16 protein-coding genes are annotated in these 19,427 nt (G+C 34.5%); 9 read left to right on the top strand and 7 right to left on the bottom strand.

The annotated features are described in order from the left end of the window. Positions 1-91: 91 nt before the first annotated feature. On the bottom strand, positions 92-1,678 hold the full coding sequence (locus BUB82_RS03240) for a peptide chain release factor 3 (RefSeq protein WP_073191927.1): 1,587 nt from the start codon (positions 1,676-1,678) through the stop codon (positions 92-94). Between the two features lie 109 nt (positions 1,679-1,787). Here BUB82_RS03240 and BUB82_RS03235 point away from each other — a divergent pair, with 109 nt between their 5' ends. The 8 genes from BUB82_RS03235 (at position 1,788) to BUB82_RS03200 (ending at position 13,880) form a co-directional block, all read left to right on the top strand. Beyond that, a complete protein-coding gene (locus BUB82_RS03235) occupies positions 1,788-7,841 on the top strand; it encodes an SdrD B-like domain-containing protein (protein WP_083574458.1) in 6,054 nt (2,017 codons plus the stop codon). Between the two features lie 11 nt (positions 7,842-7,852). Then, on the top strand, positions 7,853-8,803 hold the full coding sequence (locus tag BUB82_RS03230; RefSeq protein WP_073191923.1) for a PorP/SprF family type IX secretion system membrane protein: 951 nt from the start codon (positions 7,853-7,855) through the stop codon (positions 8,801-8,803). 2 nt (positions 8,804-8,805) lie between these two features. After that, complete coding sequence (locus tag BUB82_RS03225) at positions 8,806-11,112, top strand: OmpA family protein (RefSeq protein ID WP_073191921.1); 2,307 nt, start codon at positions 8,806-8,808, stop codon at positions 11,110-11,112. A gap of 78 nt (positions 11,113-11,190) precedes the next feature. Beyond that, the gene (idi, locus tag BUB82_RS03220) at positions 11,191-11,727 is read left to right on the top strand and encodes an isopentenyl-diphosphate Delta-isomerase (RefSeq protein WP_073191919.1); all 537 of its coding nucleotides are present in this window, start codon (positions 11,191-11,193) and stop codon (positions 11,725-11,727) included. Between the two features lie 5 nt (positions 11,728-11,732). Next, positions 11,733-12,143 carry a 6-pyruvoyl trahydropterin synthase family protein gene (locus BUB82_RS03215; RefSeq protein WP_073191917.1) on the top strand — a complete coding sequence of 137 codons (411 nt, stop codon included), beginning with the start codon at positions 11,733-11,735 and terminating at the stop codon, positions 12,141-12,143. Between the two features lie 4 nt (positions 12,144-12,147). Further along, positions 12,148-12,603 (top strand): peroxiredoxin, encoded by a 456-nt coding sequence (locus tag BUB82_RS03210; RefSeq protein ID WP_073191915.1) that lies wholly within the window; start codon positions 12,148-12,150, stop codon positions 12,601-12,603. Then, on the top strand, positions 12,600-13,583 hold the full coding sequence (locus BUB82_RS03205) for a type I phosphomannose isomerase catalytic subunit (RefSeq protein ID WP_073191913.1): 984 nt from the start codon (positions 12,600-12,602) through the stop codon (positions 13,581-13,583). Before BUB82_RS03210 ends, BUB82_RS03205 begins: the two co-directional genes overlap by 4 nt. 30 nt (positions 13,584-13,613) lie before the next feature. Further along, positions 13,614-13,880, top strand: coding sequence for a hypothetical protein (locus BUB82_RS03200; protein WP_073191911.1), 267 nt, complete (start codon positions 13,614-13,616; stop codon positions 13,878-13,880). A gap of 43 nt (positions 13,881-13,923) precedes the next feature. Here BUB82_RS03200 and BUB82_RS03195 read toward each other — a convergent pair whose 3' ends face one another. The 4 genes from BUB82_RS03195 to BUB82_RS03180 are packed head-to-tail and all read right to left on the bottom strand — an operon-like array spanning position 13,924 to position 17,587. Next, positions 13,924-14,640: a DUF4369 domain-containing protein gene (locus tag BUB82_RS03195; protein ID WP_073191909.1), complete on the bottom strand. Its 717-nt coding sequence runs from the start codon at positions 14,638-14,640 to the stop codon at positions 13,924-13,926. Positions 14,641-14,649: 9 nt separating this feature from the next. Further along, positions 14,650-15,918 (bottom strand): DUF819 family protein, encoded by a 1,269-nt coding sequence (locus BUB82_RS03190; protein ID WP_073191907.1) that lies wholly within the window; start codon positions 15,916-15,918, stop codon positions 14,650-14,652. A 4-nt stretch (positions 15,919-15,922) separates the two neighbouring features. Then, the gene (locus tag BUB82_RS03185; protein ID WP_073191905.1) at positions 15,923-16,726 is read right to left on the bottom strand and encodes a Cof-type HAD-IIB family hydrolase; all 804 of its coding nucleotides are present in this window, start codon (positions 16,724-16,726) and stop codon (positions 15,923-15,925) included. A 3-nt stretch (positions 16,727-16,729) separates the two neighbouring features. Next, positions 16,730-17,587, bottom strand: a complete 858-nt coding sequence (locus tag BUB82_RS03180; RefSeq protein ID WP_143185635.1) for an alpha/beta hydrolase — start codon at positions 17,585-17,587, stop codon at positions 16,730-16,732. A 126-nt stretch (positions 17,588-17,713) separates the two neighbouring features. On the opposite strand from BUB82_RS03180, the gene BUB82_RS03175 reads away from it, so the two are divergent. Further along, positions 17,714-18,496 (top strand): S1/P1 nuclease, encoded by a 783-nt coding sequence (locus tag BUB82_RS03175; protein ID WP_073191901.1) that lies wholly within the window; start codon positions 17,714-17,716, stop codon positions 18,494-18,496. 1 nt (position 18,497) lies between these two features. On the opposite strand, the gene BUB82_RS03170 is transcribed toward BUB82_RS03175, so the two are convergent. Both BUB82_RS03170 and BUB82_RS03165 read right to left on the bottom strand, forming a co-directional pair. Then, a complete protein-coding gene (locus BUB82_RS03170; RefSeq protein WP_073191899.1) occupies positions 18,498-18,773 on the bottom strand; it encodes a TIGR03643 family protein in 276 nt (91 codons plus the stop codon). Positions 18,774-18,778: 5 nt separating this feature from the next. Continuing rightward, positions 18,779-19,039: a DoxX family protein gene (locus BUB82_RS03165; protein ID WP_234949753.1), complete on the bottom strand. Its 261-nt coding sequence runs from the start codon at positions 19,037-19,039 to the stop codon at positions 18,779-18,781. Between the last annotated feature and the right edge of the window lie 388 nt (positions 19,040-19,427).

Here is a 19,427-nt window from a genome sequence, read left to right as displayed (position 1 = left end):
TAATGAAGCTCTTGTGGCGTAGATGTTTTAGTTGCTGAATACTGCGGAATTGAAACGGAAAGCAGGTTCTCGGCTCCAGAACAATAAGCTCTTAAAATTCAGATGTGATATGAAATTTAATACTTGGGTATTTCTGTTCAGTCATTTGTAAAGAAAAAGCCGAATCTGCTAAAAAAACCAATTGGCCTTGCTTATCGTGAGCTAAATATTTAGATTTTACTCGTTTAAATTCTTGAAATTCTTCGCTTTTTTCATCATCAACTTCAACCCAGCAAGCCTTATGAACGTTGATGTTTTCATAAGAGCATTTGGCACCATATTCATGTTCTAATCGGTATTGAATAACTTCGTACTGTAGGGCACCAACAGTTCCAATAATTTTTCGATTGTTCATTTCTAGTGTAAATAGCTGTGCGACACCTTCATCCATCAGTTGCTCGATGCCTTTGTTGAGCTGTTTAGATTTCATCGGGTCTGCATTGTTGATGTATCGAAAATGCTCAGGCGAAAAACTTGGGATGCCTTTGTAATGTATTTGTTCACCTTCAGTTAAGGTATCGCCAATTTTGAAGTTTCCAGTGTCATGTAAACCGACAATATCGCCAGGGAACATTTCGTCGACAATGGCTTTTTTCTCGGCAAAAAAGGCGTTTGGACTTGAAAACTTTAAGTTTTTGCCTAGTCTAACATGAAGATAAGGTTTATTGCGTTCAAACTTTCCAGAAACTATTTTAACAAAAGCAAGTCTGTCACGGTGTTTGGGATCCATATTAGCATGAATTTTAAACACAAAGCCAGTAAATTTATCTTCAGTGGGTTTTATTTCACGCTCTTCACTTGATTTTGGTCTTGGCGGTGGTGCAATGTCAACAAAACAATCGAGTAATTCACGAACCCCGAAATTATGCAAAGCAGAACCAAAAAATACGGGTTGTAGTTTACCTTTTACATAATCATCTTGATTAAATTCAGGATACACGCCTTGAGCTAATTCGAGTTCTTCGCGTAATTGATTGGCAGAATCACTACCAATCAGTTGGTCGATTTGGTCGGTGTTGAGGTCTTTAACTTCAATGGTGTCTTCAATATCCTTTTTGGGGTCGCCTGTAAATAAGTTCACATTTTGTTCGTAGATATTGTAAATACCTTTAAAATCGTAACCCATTCCAATCGGGTAACTTAAAGGTGTCACTTTTAGATTGAGTTTTTGTTCAATTTCATCGAGTAGTTCAAAGGCATCTTTACCTTCACGGTCAAGTTTATTGATAAATACAAGCATCGGAATATTACGCATGCGGCAAACTTCAACTAATTTTTCAGTTTGTTCTTCAACCCCTTTTGCAACATCTATGACAACAATAACGCTATCTACAGCTGTTAAAGTTCGGTAGGTATCTTCAGCAAAATCTTTGTGACCTGGTGTATCTAATATATTGATTTTATTGTTTTTGTAGTCAAATCCTAAAACAGAAGTCGCCACAGAAATCCCTCTTTGGCGTTCAATTTCCATGAAGTCACTTGTAGCGCCTTTTTTGATTTTATTAGATTTTACAGCGCCAGCTTCCTGAATAGCACCGCCAAATAATAGTAGCTTTTCGGTTAAAGTTGTTTTACCTGCATCTGGATGAGAAATAATTCCAAATGTTCGTCTTCTGCTAATTTCTTCAATAAATTTCATGCCGCAAATTTAATTTTTCTAATTTAATGTCGTGTTAAAAAAAAATATTACTTTAGTGCACTAATTAATAAGGTGATATCTAACCAATTACATTATTAAAAAACTATCTATGAAAGTTAAATCACTGGTTTTAACGTTGATACTGACTTGTTTATCGGTGTGTGCTTCTATTGCACAGGCACCAGATACTAAGTTTATCGACTTAGCCTTAGAACCAATGGCTGAAACAGGTCAATTAACCGGTCGCGTCTATGCAGATACTAATGGAAATGGGACTCAAGACGCAGGCGAACCAGGAATACAAAATGTTGATGTCTTAATTATCAATTCTAACAATAATGGCCAAACCGTTCAAACCGATGCTAATGGCGATTGGATTGCTGACGTCATTCCAGGTTCAGCGCTTGTCTTTATAGACACGACTGATTTGCCAGTAGGTTTTTTTCAAACTGAAGGTGTTGACCCTAGCGTAACAACCGTTGTAGCAAATACCTTAGTTGATACGGGTAAAGATGGTTATACTTTTGTTGGGCAAATTTCTGGCTCACTTTATAGTGATGTAAATGGTAGTGGTTTTCAGAATGCTGGCGAACCCAATTTGCCTAATGTTGATGTGATTATTGAAGACCAATTCGGAAATATTCAAACGGTTGAAACCGATGCTAATGGCGAATGGTCAGCGCAGGTTGTTGTTGGTGATATTACAGTAACTATAGATGTGACTGATCCAGATTTTCCTCAATGTGCATTTCAAACTGAAGGCACCAATCCTTCAACTCATAATATTCCTGTTAATACTAATGTTTTTTCAGAAATTGATGGATTCTTTGAATCGGCTGAGATATTTGGATTAGTGTATAATGATGCCAATGGCAATGGCACACAAGATGCTGGTGAAGCTGGCATTCCCGGTGCTGATGTGTTGGTGACCTTTTCATCTGGTTTTCAGACCACTTTAATCACTGATGCCAATGGTGAATATGATGTGCGCGTGCCACAAGGCAGCACGACCATAGAAGTGGTGGAGACCGATGCTGATTTTCCGACTGGCGCAGTACAAACCCAAGGCACCAATCCCACTACTTTTGATGCTATTTGTGGTGAGACTTATAATGAAATTGATGGCTTTCAAGAATTAGGCACCTTAGAAGGTCATGTTTACCTTGATGAAAACGGCAGTAGTTTTCAGGATGCAGGTGAACCTAATTTGCCTAATGTTGACGTGATCATTGAAGATGTCTTTGGTAATATTCAAACCGTTGAAACCGATGCTAATGGCGATTGGAGTGTTGTATTGCCAGCTGGTACAGCAATTTCAACTATAGATGTGACTGATCCAGATTTTCCTGAATGTGCATTTCAAACTGAAGGCACCAATCCAACAACCTCAACGATAGTAGCGAATGAAACAATTTCAGAAATCGATGGATTCTTTGAATCGGCTGAGATATTTGGATTAGTGTATAATGATGCCAATGGCAATGGTACACAAGATGCAGGTGAAGCCGGCATTCCCGGCGCAGATGTGTTGGTGACCTTTTCGTCTGGATTTCAAACCACTATAATTACTGATGCCAATGGTGAATATGATGTGCGCGTGCCACAAGGCAGCACGACCATAGAAGTGGTGGAGACCGATGCTGATTTTCCGACTGGCACAGTACAAACCCAAGGCACCAATCCCACTACGTTTGACGCCGTTTGCGGTGAGACTTATAATGAAATTGATGGCTTTCAAGAATTAGGCACCTTAGAAGGACATGTTTACCTTGATGTAAATGGGAGTAGTTTTCAGAACGCAGGCGAACCTGATTTGCCTAATGTAGATGTAATTATTGAAGATGTCTTTGGTAATATTCAAACAGTTGAAACCGATGCTAATGGCGATTGGAGTGTTGTATTGCCAGCTGGTACAGTAATTTCAACTATAGATGTGACTGATCCAGATTTTCCTGAATGTGCGTTTCAAACTGAAGGCACCAATCCAACAACCTCAACGATAGTAGCGAATGAAACAATTTCAGAAATCGATGGATTCTTTGAATCGGCTGAGATATTTGGATTAGTGTATAATGATGCCAATGGCAATGGTACACAAGATGCAGGTGAAGCCGGCATTCCCGGCGCAGATGTGTTGGTGACCTTTTCGTCTGGATTTCAAACCACTATAATTACTGATGCCAATGGTGAATATGATGTGCGCGTGCCACAAGGCAGCACGACCATAGAAGTGGTGGAGACCGATGCTGATTTTCCGACTGGCACAGTACAAACCCAAGGCACCAATCCGACTACTTTTGATGCGATTTGTGGTGAGACTTATAATGAGGTTGATGGTTTTATAGTTCCTGATGATGAGGTTGGTGTTTTAAACGGTCACTTATATGAAGATACTAATGGCAATGGTACACAAGACGCAGGCGAACCGAACTTAGTTAGTATTGATGTTGAAATTACCGATGTTAATGGTGATATTACAATTGTTGAGACTGATGCCAATGGTGATTGGAGTATAGAGTTGCCAATTGGTCCTGCCATTTCTGATATCGATCAGTCTGACGTTGATTTTCCACTCGATGCAATTCAAACAGAAGGTACTGATCCTACAACTACAAACGTTTTAGCGAGTCAAAGCATTTTGTCTGATAATGATGGCTTTTTTATAAATACCAATCCTTCAACTGTATTCGGTCATTTATATCTAGACGCTAATGGAAGTGGATTTCAAAATGCAACGGAATTAGATTTACCAAATATAGATGTTATTGTGACTGATGCTTTTGGAAATATTACTGTTGTCGAAACTGATGCTAATGGTGATTATGTGATTGATTTACCACCAGGTGATGTAACCTTAGAGATTGACCTAAATGACCCTGACTTCCCAAATTGCGCTTTTCAAACTGAAGGGACAAACCCGACAACTTTAAATTTAGCACCAGATGAAGTTATTACAGATATTAATGGATTTTTCGAATCGGCTGAAATATTCGGATTAGTGTATAACGATACCAACGCAAATGGCACACAAGATACTGGCGAATCAGGAATACCTGGCGTTGATGTTTTAGTGACATTTTCGTCTGGTTTCCAAACTACCTTAATCACGGATGCCAATGGCGAATATGATTTACGCGTGCCACAAGGCAGCACGACCATAGAAGTGGTGGAGACCGATGCTGATTTTCCAAGTGGTGCAATTCAATTAGAAGGTACTAATCCTTCAACTTTTGATGCGATTTGTGGTGAGACCTATAATGAAATTGATGGCTTTATTATACCTAACGATGAAGTTGGTATTTTAACGGGTCATCTATATGAAGATACCAATGGTAACGGCACACAAGATACAGGCGAACCGAATTTAGCTAACATTGATATTGAAATTACTGATATTAATGGTGATATTACAATTGTTGCGACAGATGCTAATGGCGATTGGAGTATTGAATTACCAATAGGTGATGCGATTTCAGATATAGATGAAGCCGATCCTGATTTTCCAGTCTTAGCGATACAAACTGAAGGTACAGACCCAAGCACAACAACAGTCTTACAAGATCAGACTATTTTATCAGATAATGATGGCTTTTTTGTACCAGATGAAACTGTAAGCGCTCAGGTAAATGGTCATTTATACGAAGACACCAATGCTAATGGCACACAAGATGCCGGCGAACCAGACTTAGTCAATATCGATGTAGAAGTGACGGATGATTTTGGTAATCAGCAAACTGTAGCTACCGATGCCTCAGGTGATTGGTTAGCAACGGTGACCGCCGGAAACATAACTTCAGACATAGATGAAGCTGATGTGGACTTCCCGGCAGGATTTGTACAAACGGAAGGGACAGACCCAAGCACAACATTTGCACCACCAGCGGTGAATACATTTACGGAGAATGATGGTTTTACCGACCCAACAGTATTAGAAGTTGGTATTTTAACGGGTCATTTATATGAAGACACCAATGGCAACGGCACACAAGATACAGGCGAACCGAATTTAGCTAACATTGATATTGAAATTACTGATATTAATGGTGATATTACAATTGTTGCGACTGATGCTAATGGCGATTGGAGTATTGAATTACCAATAGGTGATGCGATTTCAGATATAGATGAAGCCGATCTTGATTTTCCAGCCTTAGCGATACAAACTGAAGGTACAGACCCAAGCACAACAACAGTCTTACAAGATCAAACCATTTTATCAGATAATGATGGCTTTTTTGTACCAGATGAAACTGTAAGCGCTCAGGTAAATGGTCATTTATACGAAGACACCAATGCTAATGGCACACAAGATGCCGGCGAACCAGACTTAGTCAATATCGATGTAGAAGTGACGGATGATTTTGGTAATCAGCAAACTGTAGCTACCGATGCCTCAGGTGATTGGTTAGCAACGGTGACCGCTGGAAACATAATTTCAGACATAGATGAAGCTGATGTGGACTTCCCAGTAGGATTTGTACAAACGGAAGGGACAGACCCAAGCACAACATTTGCACCACCAGCGGTGAATACATTTACCGAGAACGATGGTTTTACCGATCCAACAGTATTAGAAGTTGGTATTTTAACGGGTCATCTATATGAAGATACCAATGGTAACGGCACACAAGATACAGGCGAACCGAATTTAGCTAACATTGATATTGAAATTACTGATATTAATGGTGATATTACAATTGTTACGACTGATGCTAATGGCGATTGGAGTATTGAATTACCAATAGGTGATGCGATTTCAGATATAGATGAAGCCGATCCTGATTTTCCAGCCTTAGCGATACAAACTGAAGGTACAGATCCAAGCACAACAACAGTCTTACAAGATCAGACTATTTTATCAGATAATGATGGCTTTTTTGTACCAGATGAAACTGTAAGCGCTCAGGTAAATGGTCATTTATACGAAGACACCAATGGCAATGGCACACAAGATACAGGTGAACCAGACTTAGCCAATATCGATGTAGAATTAACGGATGATTTTGGTAATCAGCAAACTGTAGCTACCGATGCCTCAGGTGATTGGTTAGCAACGGTGACCGCCGGAAACATAACTTCAGACATAGATGAAGCTGATGTGGACTTCCCGGCAGGATTTGTACAAACGGAAGGGACAGACCCAAGCACAACATTTGCACCACCAGCGGTGAATACATTTACGGAGAATGATGGTTTTACCGACCCAACAGTATTAGAAGTTGGTATTTTAACGGGTCATTTATATGAAGATACCAATGGTAACGGCACACAAGATACAGGCGAACCGAATTTAGCTAACATTGATATTGAAATTACTGATATTAATGGTGATATTACAATTGTTACGACTGATGCTAATGGCGATTGGAGTATTGAATTACCAATAGGTGATGCGATTTCAGATATAGATGAAGCCGATCCTGATTTTCCAGCCTTAGCGATACAAACTGAAGGTACAGATCCAAGCACAACAACAGTCTTACAAGATCAGACTATTTTATCAGATAATGATGGCTTTTTTGTACCAGATGAAACTGTAAGCGCTCAGGTAAATGGTCATTTATACGAAGACACCAATGGCAATGGCACACAAGATACAGGTGAACCAGACTTAGCCAATATCGATGTAGAATTAACGGATGATTTTGGTAATCAGCAAACTGTAGCTACCGATGCCTCAGGTGATTGGTTAGCAACGGTGACCGCTGGAAACATAACTTCAGACATAGATGAAGCTGATGTGGACTTTCCTGCAGGATTTGTACAAACGGAAGGTACAGACCCAAGCACAACATTTGCACCACCAGCGGTGAATACATTTACGGAGAATGATGGTTTTACTAATGAAAACATAGACGATGGTTTAATAATCTATAATGCCGTATCTGCTGATGGAAATGGTAAAAATGATTATTTTAAAATTGAAGGAATAGACAATTTCCCTCAAAATACGGTACAGATATTTAATCGCCAAGGCAACGAGGTTTATAATGCCAGTGGATATAATAATGCTTCAATTCGTTTTGAAGGAAAAAGCGATGGAGCTATTACAATACAGAAAGGTGATTTATTACCACCTGGCGTTTACTTTTATGTATTGCAATATGTTAATGACCAAGGCGATACAAAGAAACAAAAAGGCTATTTATATTTAAATAATTAATTAATTAATTAATGTTGAATAACTTAATAAATAATATAAGTTTAAAACTAGTATACTTTTCGTTTGTTTCGTTAAGTTTTGTGTTACAGGTTAATGCACAACAAGATCCAAACTTTACACAATATATGTATAATACAATGTCTATTAATCCAGCTTATGCAGGATCAAGAGATGTTTTAAGTGCCACACTTTTACACAGGTCTCAGTGGTTAGGTTTTGATGATGCGCCACAAACTCAAACATTAACAGTTCATTCGCCACTTAAAAATGAACAAATGGGTTTAGGTTTATCTATAGTTAATGATAAAATTGGTGTTGTATCAGATACTTATTTAAGTGCAGTTTATAGTTATTCAATACAATTAACACGCTTTGCTAAAATTCGATTTGGATTGAATGCAGGTGCTCGGCTTTTAAATGTCGATTTTAATAGGCTTAATATCGAAGATAACACAGATCCACTTTTTGCAAATAATATTGAAAATAAAATTTCTCCTCAGTTTGGTTTAGGTGTTTTGTTGAGTAATGATGTATATTATGTTGGCATAAGTTCACCAGCTCTGCTTAGAACTAATCATTTTGATGGAAGTACCAACGAAAATATTGAACTTCGCGATCGTGTACACTATTACATTACATCAGGTGTAGTTCTTGATATTAATCAAAATATAAAATTTAAGCCATCTGTTTTATTGAGGCATGTTAGCGGTTCACCATTATTGGCTGAAGTTTCAACGAACTTCCTGTTTAACGATAAATTTACCTTAGGTACGGCCTATCGTTTTGATAGTGCTTTTAGCGGGCTGTTTGGTTTTCAAGCTTCAGACTCTATTTTGTTAGGTTTATCATATGACTCCTCAATTTCAGATATTTCAAATTATAATGATGGTTCAATTGAGTTTTTCTTAAGATTTGAACTATTTAAACGTTATAAAAAAATGTATACGCCAAGATTCTTTTAATTATGAAATTAAAATACTTATATATCATTCTGCTCTTTTTTCAGTTTTCTGGATTTTCACAAAAAGCAAAACTGGAAGAAGCCAATAAAATGTTTGATAGTTACGCTTTTATAGATGCACAAAAAATTTATTTAGAAGTCGCCAATGCTGGTTTTGAGTCTGAAAATTTGTTTAAAAAATTAGGAGACTCATATTATTTTAATAATGACTTGGAGAATGCTGAAAAATGGTATTCTAAACTATTTAACTTAAATAATCAGCAAGATAAGGACTACCTTTTTAGATACGCTCAAAGCTTAAAGTCACAAAAAAAATATGCTGTTGCAGATTCATTAATATTAAAATATGAGTCTTTGTATTTTGATGATTCAACATCAACTAAAGTTGAGCCCAATTATTTGGAGTTAATTGAAATGCAATCCGGTAAATTTAACTTAGATACCATTAATATAAATTCTGAGTTATCTGATTTTGCGCCTAAAGTGATTAATGACACATTACTTATATTTGCTTCAAACCGAAAACAAGCCTCTTCAGTACAACGCATTCATGAATGGAATAATGAGCCTTATCTAGATTTATACAAAGTTTCATTAAACGATTCTCTAAAACCTTCAGGAAGTGTAACTCGATTACCAGATGTTTTAAATTCAAAATTTCACGAATCCTCAGCAGTTTATACTAAAGATGGAAAAACGATATATTTCACAAGAAATAATTTTACGAAAAACAAGTTTGGTAAAAGTGCGAAAGGTTATAATTATCTCAAACTTTACAAATCTACTTTAAACCAAGATGGTATTTGGTCAGACCCTGTAGAGTTGCCTTTTAATAGTGATGAATATTCTGTGGCTCATCCATGTTTAAACCCAGATGAAAACAAATTATACTTTGCTTCAGATATGCCAGGAACTAAAGGTATGTCTGATATTTTTTATGTTGATATAAATCCCGATGGTTCTTACTCGAATCCCGTCAACTTAGGTGATAAAATTAATACTGAGTTTAAAGAAAGCTTTCCTTATATCGATGAAGATAATTTACTTTATTTTTCATCAAACGGCCATATCGGTCTAGGTGGTCTTGACGTTTTTGTAAGTGTTATAAAAAAAGATGGATCATTTGGTGATGTATTTAATGTAGGTAGACCTGTAAATAGCCCTAAAGATGATTTTAGCTTATATCTAAATACCAAAACAAAGCAAGGCTTATTTGCTTCTAATCGTGATGGTGGAATTGGTGGAGATGACATTTATATATTAAATCAAATCGATGAACTTATAACAAATTGCACCCAATATTTAAGCGGTTACATTTCAACAACTAACAACGAAGAAGGAATTAATGCAGTTAAAGTGGAATTGTTTGATGAAGACTTGAACCTCATAGAGACAACTAATACTGATAATCTAGGTAATTATAAATTTAAAGTTGAATGTAATAAACGTTATGTAGTTCGTGTTTCTAAAGATGGTTTTGCTACGATTGAAGATTTGGTTAAAACAGGCTCTGATTATGAAGGAGAATTAAATCAAAACTTTGAAGTAAATAAAGGTAGTGAACTTGGTGTTACAAAAGCTTCAAAAGGAGATGATTTAAGAGATTTACTTCAACTTGATCCTATTTATTTCGATCTTGATGAATCTAAAATAAGACCTGATGCCGAAGTTGAGTTACAAAAAGTCATTGCTGTGCTAAGGCAATATCCTAACATGAAAATTGATATTCGTTCTCATACTGATAGCCGAGCTGGTGATGCTTATAATAAAATCTTATCAAATAAACGCGCAAAATCTGCCATGGCTTATATCACTACTAAAGGTATTAATTCTACAAGAATATCTGGTCGTGGATATGGCGAAACTCAGTTGGTTAATCGTTGTTCTAACGGTGTAAATTGTAGCGAAGAAGAACATGCGCTTAACCGGCGTGCCGAATTTATTATTCTCAATGAAAACGAAACTCCAGAATCTATACGAGCAGAAGTGTATAGCAGAGTTGTAAATAAAGAAAATCAGCCTAATCAATTGTCTTTGCCAAAAAATGGACTCAATAATTCCGGCTATGACTTTGAAAACTCAACATCTGAAGTTTATACAGTACAAATAGGCGCTTACCAACCTGGGAAGAATCCAAAATTTCCTCAATTTCAAAATGTTTACTTTTATACTTATTCCGATGGTTATAAACGTTATTATTCAGGTGTTTTCGAAACTAGAGTAGAAGCCGACCGTTACAAAACTAAAGTAAGAAAGGCTGGAATTAAAGGTGCTTTTACAGTAGGTTTAAAAGGAAAAACAAGATTTTAATTTCATAAACTACTAAATAATTCATAAATAAGCGCTTGTTAAATTCAAGCGCTTTTTATTTGTAGATATACTTGTAATATGACTAACATTTCAGCAAATAAATATGTGATCCTCGTCGATGAAAACGACCATGAACTCGGTTTGATGGAAAAAATTGAAGCTCATGAAAAAGCCTTGCTTCACCGAGCATTCTCGGTATTTATTTATAATGATAAAAACCAATTAATGCTTCAGCAGCGTGCTTTAACTAAATATCATACGCCAGGATTATGGACAAATACATGTTGCAGCCACCAACAACAAGGTGAAACTAATATTCAAGCTGGTAAACGTCGGTTGCAAGAAGAGATGGGATTTACAACAGATTTAGAAGAAACAATCTCTTTTATTTACAAGGCGCCATTTGAAAATGGTCTAACTGAGCATGAATTTGACTATATTTTAATTGGTCGATATAATCAGACGCCTAATATTAACCCCGAAGAAGTTAATGACTGGAAATGGATGGAACTTGATGATATTAAAATAGACATCAAAAAAAATCCAAATCAATATACAGAATGGTTTAAAATAATTTTTGACAAACATTACGACCAAATGAAACTTAAAAACTAAATATTATGGCTAAAGTTACTGTCCACAGAAAAGCACATTTTAACGCCGCTCACCGATTATACAGAAAAGATTGGAGTGAAGACCAAAACGAAGCTGTTTTTGGTAAATGTAATAATCCTTATTTTCATGGGCATAATTACGAGCTAATAGTTTCAGTAACAGGTGAAATTGACCCAGAAACAGGCTATGTTATTGATATGAAAGTTTTAAAAGACTTAATTAAAACTGAAGTTGAAGATCAATTTGATCATAAAAATCTAAATGAGCAAGTTGATGTTTTTAAAAATTTAAATCCTACTGCTGAAAATATCTCAGTTGTTATTTGGAATAATTTAAGGCCACATTTAGACCAATCACTCGATTTAGAAGTAACTCTTTACGAAACCCCAAGAAATTTTGTAACCTATAAAGCTTAAATTTATGGCACTTGAAAAAGGTGATATTATACCTGATTTTAAACTAAAAAACCAAAACGGTAATGAATTTAATATTGACAGTTTAAAAGGAAAGCAAGCTTTTGTAATCTACTTTTACCCTAAAAACTTTACGCCAGGATGCACAAAAGAAGCCTGTAATTTTAGAGATAGCTATGAAGACTTTAAAGAACTAGGTGCTGAAGTTATAGGTGTAAGTAGCGATAATCAGTCTTCTCACGAAAAATTTTCTAAAAAGCATAACCTACCTTTTACGCTTTTATCTGATGCTAGTGGTAGACTTCGTAAAAAATTTGGTGTTAAAAAAAGTTTACTGGGCTTAGTTCCAGGCCGAGAAACCTTTGTGTTCAATAAAAACGGACAACTTGTATATAAATTTAATAACTTAGACGCCTCTAAGCACATGCAAAAAGCATTGAAAGTTATTAAAAATCTAGAATGAAGTCGTCACATTTGATGCCGCTTAAATTTAGGCCTATTTTAAAAGAAAAAATTTGGGGTGGTCAAAAGCTAATAAGTCAATATAACAAACAGTCTCAATCAACTCAATTAGGAGAAAGTTGGGAACTATCACAAGTTGAAGGTCATGTTTCTGAAGTAGATTTCCCTCAAAAATTTAAAGGCTCAAGTCTCAATGATTTTATTGAAACTTCAGCTGAAGAATTTTTAGGGGCAGATTGTGTATCTCGATTTGGCAATAAATTCCCTATCTTATTTAAATTTATTGATGCTAGGCAAACCCTATCCGTTCAGCTTCACCCAGACGATACTATTGCGAAGAAAAAGCATAACTCCTTTGGTAAAACTGAAATGTGGTATATTATGGCCACAGACAAAGATGCCTTTATTATAGTAGATTTTAAAAAAAAACTTTCTAGACAAGACTATATTGAAGCCTTAGAAAAAGGTACTTTAGTAGAACACCTTCAAAAAATACCGGTTAAACCTGGCGACGTCTTTTTTATTCAACCTGGTTTAGTACATGCTATTGGTGAAGGCGTTGTTTTAGCTGAAATACAGCAGACATCAGATATTACTTACCGTATTTTCGATTGGAATAGAGTAGATGATCAGGGGAATTCCCGTGATTTACACACTTTTGAAGCTTTAGAGGCGATTAAATTTCAACCAGATTACAAGTATAAAATAGATTACAATAAAAATTCAACCGACCCCGAAAAACTTGTGCATTGTAAGTATTTTAAAACTAATTTTTTAAACTTAAATGAAGGTTTAAAATTATTAGACTATTCAAATCATAAAAATTTTGTGGTTTTAATGTGTGTTGAAGGCGAGTTTAACTTTACCTACAATTCAGTTTTATATCAAGTTAATTCAGGAGAAACACTTTTTATACCAGCTTGCATAAAGCAAATTGAGCTTAGTAGTATGAAATGTAAATTATTAGAGGTTAGCATGTAAAATTAGCTTACTTTTGCAAAAAAAATATTTATGGCAAGTATAAGAGACTTAAAAAACGATTTGAATAATACTTACGGTGAGGTAATTGATGCCGTTTTAGTTCATCAACAAGTTAATAACAAAGAAGATAAAGCCGAATCTGAGCAATTGATTGATGATATCATTGATAGTTTTGATCATTTTATCTCTGAAATTAACCGCAAAGATGTTGACCATAGAGCTAAACATCTTAAAGCTGTTAAATCTGATATTGAAACCAAACTTAATGCATTTATTGAGCGTTTAAATAAACTTTAATCTGAATTGATTTACAGTACAGCTAACAAAAAAGCCGACAAACTTAGTCGGCTTTTTTTATACTTTTTATTAAGTCGCTGAGCTGTTTGCCGTATTTACTTTTTTGAATCTTAGGTTTAAGACTTTTATAAACAGTATCAAGGTAGGTGACATTGGCGTTATATGCCTCGGTTAACATTACATAAGGCGCAACTTCTAAATCTTTATTATTTATGGCAAAGTTCACAGTATAAAGATATTTACGTTTTAATAGGTTATTATAGCGTTTTTGAAGACTATCTTGTTTTTGAGGGGCTATTGTTTTGTTGTTTTCTTGTTCTAAGCTAGTAGCAATAAGATTTAAATTTTCATCGTTAAATTGTTTAAGCATAGCATTAAACTCTTCAAGTTTTTGCTGGTTATCAGACTTTGTTGAAATTTCTTGATTTACTATAAAGCCATCTAAAGTTGTGTTGACCGTATAAGCTTCATTTGGGTCTCCAAAGAAATATAAGCGTTTAAAATCTTCATCTTTGCTTTTATCATTTAGTTTTAGAGCTAAAATTTGAGGTTCAGAAATTTGACTATTTAGATTAAATTCATCTGAACCTTTGAAAGTTATGGAGTCAAGATTATAAAAACTTGAATCTTGAAATGATTGAAGATAAAGTGTACCCTTTTTTAAGCCTTCAATTTTACCATTAACATGAAGTTGATTTTCTTGATTCGTGCAAGATAAGATTCCGATGAAGGTCATTAAAGTAATCGTGATTTTTTTCATTATTTTAAATTAAAATTTTGAAGCAGTTTCCATTAAAAAAGTACAAGCTAGTGCAGCATAAGTTCCTACAACATAGCCAAATACAGCAAGTAATACACCAACGCTAGCAAGTGATGGATGAAATGCACTTGCTACAACAGGTGCAGATGCAGCGCCACCAACATTAGCTTGGCTACCTACGGCTAAAAAGAAGTAAGGTGCTTTAATTAGCTTGGCGACCAAGATGAGTAAGCCAGCGTGAATAGCCATCCAAATTAAACCTATAAGTATAAGTCCAGGGTTTTCGAAGACCATGCCTAAATCCATTTTCATGCCGATAGTAGCCACTAGGAAATAAATAAATACACTACCGAGTTTGCTTGCGCCAGCGCCTTCATAATTTTTTGCTTTGGTAAATGATAAGGCGACGCCTACAGCTGTTGCTATTGTAATCATCCAGAAAAATTTTGATGTGAATGAGGCAAGTGAAGATGACTTGTCATTAAAAACTTCAAAGTTAGAGCTCAAAAACCCTGATATAAAATCGGCTCCCCAATGTGCTAGTCCAACAGCGCCAAAAGCAAGTCCTAACATAATCATGTAATCTTTTAAGTCTGGTTTTTTAGAAACACTATCGCTAAATTTAATTACTTTTTGCTTTAAACTTTCAATTGCTGAAGTATCGGCTTTTAGCCAATTGTCAATTTGATTTTTACGACCAATACCAAGTAAAATAATAGCCATCCATAGATTAGCGACAATAATATCAACCAAAACCATACCACCGTATTTGTCTGGGTTGTATTTAAAAATTTCAAGCATTGCAGCTTGATTAGCACCGCCTCCAATCCAGCTTCCGGCTAGTGTAGATAAGCCTCTCCATATGGCATCAAAACCATTTCCACCAACTGTTTCAGGTGAAAACGTAGAAATGATTAGAATGGCAATAGGTCCGCCGATAACAATGCCAATTGTTCCTGTAAAAAACATAATTAAAGCTTTAGGTCCTAAATTTTTAATTGCTTTTAAGTCAATACTTAAAGTCATTAAAACCAATGAAGCTGGTAAAAAATATCGACTTGCCACATGATAAAGTTTCGATGTTGAATCGTCTATTATACCTAAAGAATTAAAAATTGCAGGTAGAAGATAACACATTAATAGGGCAGGTACAACCTTATAAAATTTATTCCAAAATCCTTGTTTGCGGCTTGCTGTATAAAAAATAGCAGCAATACTAAGCATTAAAATTCCTAGAACAATTGCATCATTATTAAAAAAAGTAGTTTGTTGATCCATATAATTAATTAATGTAATTATTTAAAAAATGTGCAACGCCATGTTGTTTAGCGTCTAAAGTAATGTATTGAGCAATTTTTTTAACTTCTGGCTTAGCATTATTAACTGCAACGCTGTAACCAACGCCATTAAGCATTTCAATATCATTGTAATTATCACCAAATGCTAAACATTGTTTAATACTTAAATTACTAAAATTCTGATTGATAAGAAGCTTTATAGCGCTTAATTTTGAAATTTGCTTTGGTGCAATTTCAATATAAGTTGGTTTAGAACGATACAAATGAATTTGATTTGAAAATCTTTTGGAAAGCGAATTGTAAAGATTATCGATATTAATTTCTTCGCCCATACACATGATTTTGTGTGTCCCAAAGTTATTATTTTCTAAAAAGCTTAAACTTTCAGCATAGCTTTGGACCTTCGGTTGGACTTTGGTATTGTTAATTTCTCGTTTTGACCAATAATCAAGCTCAGGTACAAACCAATTGTTATGATGATATAGGCTTAAATGAGTCTTGTTTTGATTGATTTTTACAATTTCTTGTGTAATTTCAAAACTGATTTCAGTTGATTCTAAAACTGTATTAGCGTCTAAAATTAATCCACCGTTGTAGGCAATTATCGGTAAGTCTTCAATATTTAAGACTTTCTGTAAATGATTTATTGCAGAAGGCATTCGTGATGAAATTAAAATGAAAGGCAAGTGGCTTAGACGATTGACAGCTGATTTAGTTTCAGTTGAAATCTCTCGATTTTTATTCAATAAAGTGCCATCAATATCACTAAAAATTAATTTTACGTCCATAAATTATTGTCTAACAAAACTTGAAATTGCTTTTACCATTTCAGAAGAAATCGCTTGTTTTGGGTTAGAATATGAAGCTAAGTTTTCACTTCTATTACCTTCAATTATTCTAAATACGTGATTCATATTTTTTATTTCAACTAATTTAGAATTTTTTGCTATACTATCAATTTTTTTAGCGTCTTCAACAGGAATCTGAAGATCTTTAGTTCCCTGAATAACTAAAATTGAAGTTTCATCTAACTTTTTCAAAACTTCAGCAGGGTCAACTTTAGCCCAGCTACTTATAAATTTTTGATTCTGAGGTGTGAAAACAGATTTTAAAAAGGGATTCACTTTTAAAATAGTGTCATTTTCTCTTAACTCTTTAAAACTTTTCTTTAATGCAGATTTTAAACTTGGATATTGTGCTGTAATTTGTTCAGTTAAGACTAAATCGATTGTTCTTGAAGTACCAGCAATTGAAATGACAGAATTAACTGGCTCAATTTCAGCTGCTTTAAGACTTACTAAGGAGCCTTGACTGTGACCAATTAAGTGAATATTTGTAAAGCCATGCTTTTTAAAGTACCTGATGACATTAACTAAGTCTAAAACAAAATCATTAAATTTTATATTATTCGGTATGTTTTTCCGGTTTATGTAATGTATTGTTCTTTTATCGTATCGAAAGCTATTAATTCCACGATTTTTTAAACTATCAGTCAGTAATTTACTGTGATTGCTTATCATCATGCCTTGATTTCCGTTTCGATTGGTTGGTCCTGAGCCTTGTGTTAGGATAAGCAGTGGACTGTTTTTATTTGAATTTACAAGGCTTAAATCACCTTTAATAATAGAATCAATTTCTATTTCTTTCACTTCTTGGCAAAAAAGAAAACTCGTTGACAATATGAAAATGATAGTAGCCCTCATAAAGTTTGTTTATTCTGTAAAATTAATATTAAGGTAAAGCTACACAACTTATATTTGCAAAAAAAATCTCTTATGAAGTTATTGGCCTTACTATTAGTTTTAAATTTTTCAGTTTTTGCAAGTTCACATTCTAAAAGCAATGATTGGGGACAAAATGGTCATCGTGTTGTTGGTAAAGTTGCTGAACAATACCTATCTAAAAAAGCAAAACGTAAAATTAATAGACTTTTAAAGGGTCAAAGTCTTGCTGTAATTTCCACTTATGCCGATGAAATAAAGAGTGATAACAAATACGACGAATTTAAGCCTTGGCATTATGCAAATGTTGATTTTCATTTGACCTATTTAGAGTCTGAACCAAGTAAAAAAGGCGATATTGTTACAGGTATTAATAAATGTCTTAAAATTTTAAAAGATAAAAAGGCTTCAAAAGCTGATAAGGTTTTTTACTTAAAAATGTTGGTTCATTTAATGGGTGATATGCATCAACCACTTCATTTTGGTAAAAAAGAAGATCGTGGTGCAAATGATTTTAAAGTAAAATGGTTTTACAATAATTCAAATATGCATAGAGTTTGGGACACTGAAATGATTAGAAGTTATAATATGAGTTATTCAGAATTAGCTGCCAACTTGAATTCACTATCAAAATATCAAGTTGCTGAAATTCAAAAAGGAAGCCTATTAGATTGGGTCGAAGAAACTAGAGGTTTAACTAAAAAAGTGTACAACTCTGCTGAAACTAACGAAAATTTAAGTTATAAATATATGTATGATTGGTTTAGTGTAGTGAAATCACAACTAAATAAAGGTGGAATTAGATTAGCAGTTATGCTTAATAAAGTATTTGGCTAAATTATCTCTTCGAAATTTTATTCATATTGATATTTCCTTGACGTGTACTCTTAAAACGTCCTTTTTTATAACTTCTAAGTGTTCTATGCTTTGTTGCTCGCCCTTCAACACGTTTCCGCCACATTCTGAAACTTGAGGCTTTCATTTCACGTTGCATAATTTTAATCACTTCTTTTTCAGTCACCCCAAATTGAAACTCAATAGCCTCAAATGGGGTGCGATCCTCCCAAGCCATTTCTATAATTCGATCGATTTGTCTTAAATTAAAATTTTTCATGATTTTTAAATTAAATATGTAATCCAGTAAATAAGTATAAACTGTAATAACAAACGTATCACTAAGATCCACATTGGTAATCCAGCAGCATGTTTTCCACCTCTTAGCATATTAACGTGTACAACTAAAAAAATACTTAATAATCCTATAATTAAATAACCACCAAATATTCTAGTGTTGTGAAAATAAAATAATAAACCTGCTAATATTTCTAATCCACCACTCAAATAAATTAAAAATAACCTGTATGGTAAATAAAGAGGCATAACTCTTAAGTAAATTTTAGGCTTTATGAAGTGAAATGCACCTCCAATGATGAAAATGACACTAATAAGATAAATGCTAAACATAAGTAATTTGTTTATAATTGCTTGATTATAAGTTCGCAAAAGTAGAGATTTGATATTTCTTTCAAAAACGTTTAAAAAAAGTTTTGTGATTGCGGATAAAGGTTGTAGTTTTGCGCCCCGCAAGGAAATAAAGTTCTTTAAAAGTATTTAAGGTTGATTTTGTGTAAGGGCTGTAAAATTTTTTTTCTAAAAAAGCTTGTTATGTTAGGAAATAGTTTTACATTTGCACTCGCAAAATCAGAAACAGAAACGAGTCATTGATTTGGTTTGTTTAAGCGAAGAATTTAGATTAAAGTTCATTGAT

It is taken from the genome of Psychroflexus salarius, from assembly GCF_900129035.1.
GTDB lineage: Bacteria > Bacteroidota > Bacteroidia > Flavobacteriales > Flavobacteriaceae > Psychroflexus > Psychroflexus salarius.
Note: the sequence above shows the minus strand (reverse complement) of the source record. Positions and strands in the feature narration are given on the sequence as shown.

Excerpts from the sequence above, each read along its gene's own strand:
- BUB82_RS03230 (WP_073191923.1), top strand. The coding sequence starts at position 7,853 with ATGTTGAATAACTTAATAAATAATATAAGTTTAAAACTAGTATACTTT.
- BUB82_RS03205 (WP_073191913.1), top strand. The coding sequence starts at position 12,600 with ATGAAGTCGTCACATTTGATGCCGCTTAAATTTAGGCCTATTTTAAAA.
- BUB82_RS03235 (WP_083574458.1), top strand. The coding sequence starts at position 1,788 with ATGAAAGTTAAATCACTGGTTTTAACGTTGATACTGACTTGTTTATCG.
- BUB82_RS03240 (WP_073191927.1), bottom strand. The coding sequence starts at position 1,678 with ATGAAATTTATTGAAGAAATTAGCAGAAGACGAACATTTGGAATTATT.
- idi (WP_073191919.1), top strand. The coding sequence starts at position 11,191 with ATGACTAACATTTCAGCAAATAAATATGTGATCCTCGTCGATGAAAAC.
- BUB82_RS03225 (WP_073191921.1), top strand. The coding sequence starts at position 8,806 with ATGAAATTAAAATACTTATATATCATTCTGCTCTTTTTTCAGTTTTCT.
- BUB82_RS03170 (WP_073191899.1), bottom strand. The coding sequence starts at position 18,773 with ATGAAAAATTTTAATTTAAGACAAATCGATCGAATTATAGAAATGGCT.
- BUB82_RS03215 (WP_073191917.1), top strand. The coding sequence starts at position 11,733 with ATGGCTAAAGTTACTGTCCACAGAAAAGCACATTTTAACGCCGCTCAC.
- BUB82_RS03190 (WP_073191907.1), bottom strand. The coding sequence starts at position 15,918 with ATGGATCAACAAACTACTTTTTTTAATAATGATGCAATTGTTCTAGGA.
- BUB82_RS03185 (WP_073191905.1), bottom strand. The coding sequence starts at position 16,726 with ATGGACGTAAAATTAATTTTTAGTGATATTGATGGCACTTTATTGAAT.
- BUB82_RS03195 (WP_073191909.1), bottom strand. The coding sequence starts at position 14,640 with ATGAAAAAAATCACGATTACTTTAATGACCTTCATCGGAATCTTATCT.
- BUB82_RS03175 (WP_073191901.1), top strand. The coding sequence starts at position 17,714 with ATGAAGTTATTGGCCTTACTATTAGTTTTAAATTTTTCAGTTTTTGCA.
- BUB82_RS03210 (WP_073191915.1), top strand. The coding sequence starts at position 12,148 with ATGGCACTTGAAAAAGGTGATATTATACCTGATTTTAAACTAAAAAAC.
- BUB82_RS03200 (WP_073191911.1), top strand. The coding sequence starts at position 13,614 with ATGGCAAGTATAAGAGACTTAAAAAACGATTTGAATAATACTTACGGT.
- BUB82_RS03165 (WP_234949753.1), bottom strand. The coding sequence starts at position 19,039 with ATGCCTCTTTATTTACCATACAGGTTATTTTTAATTTATTTGAGTGGT.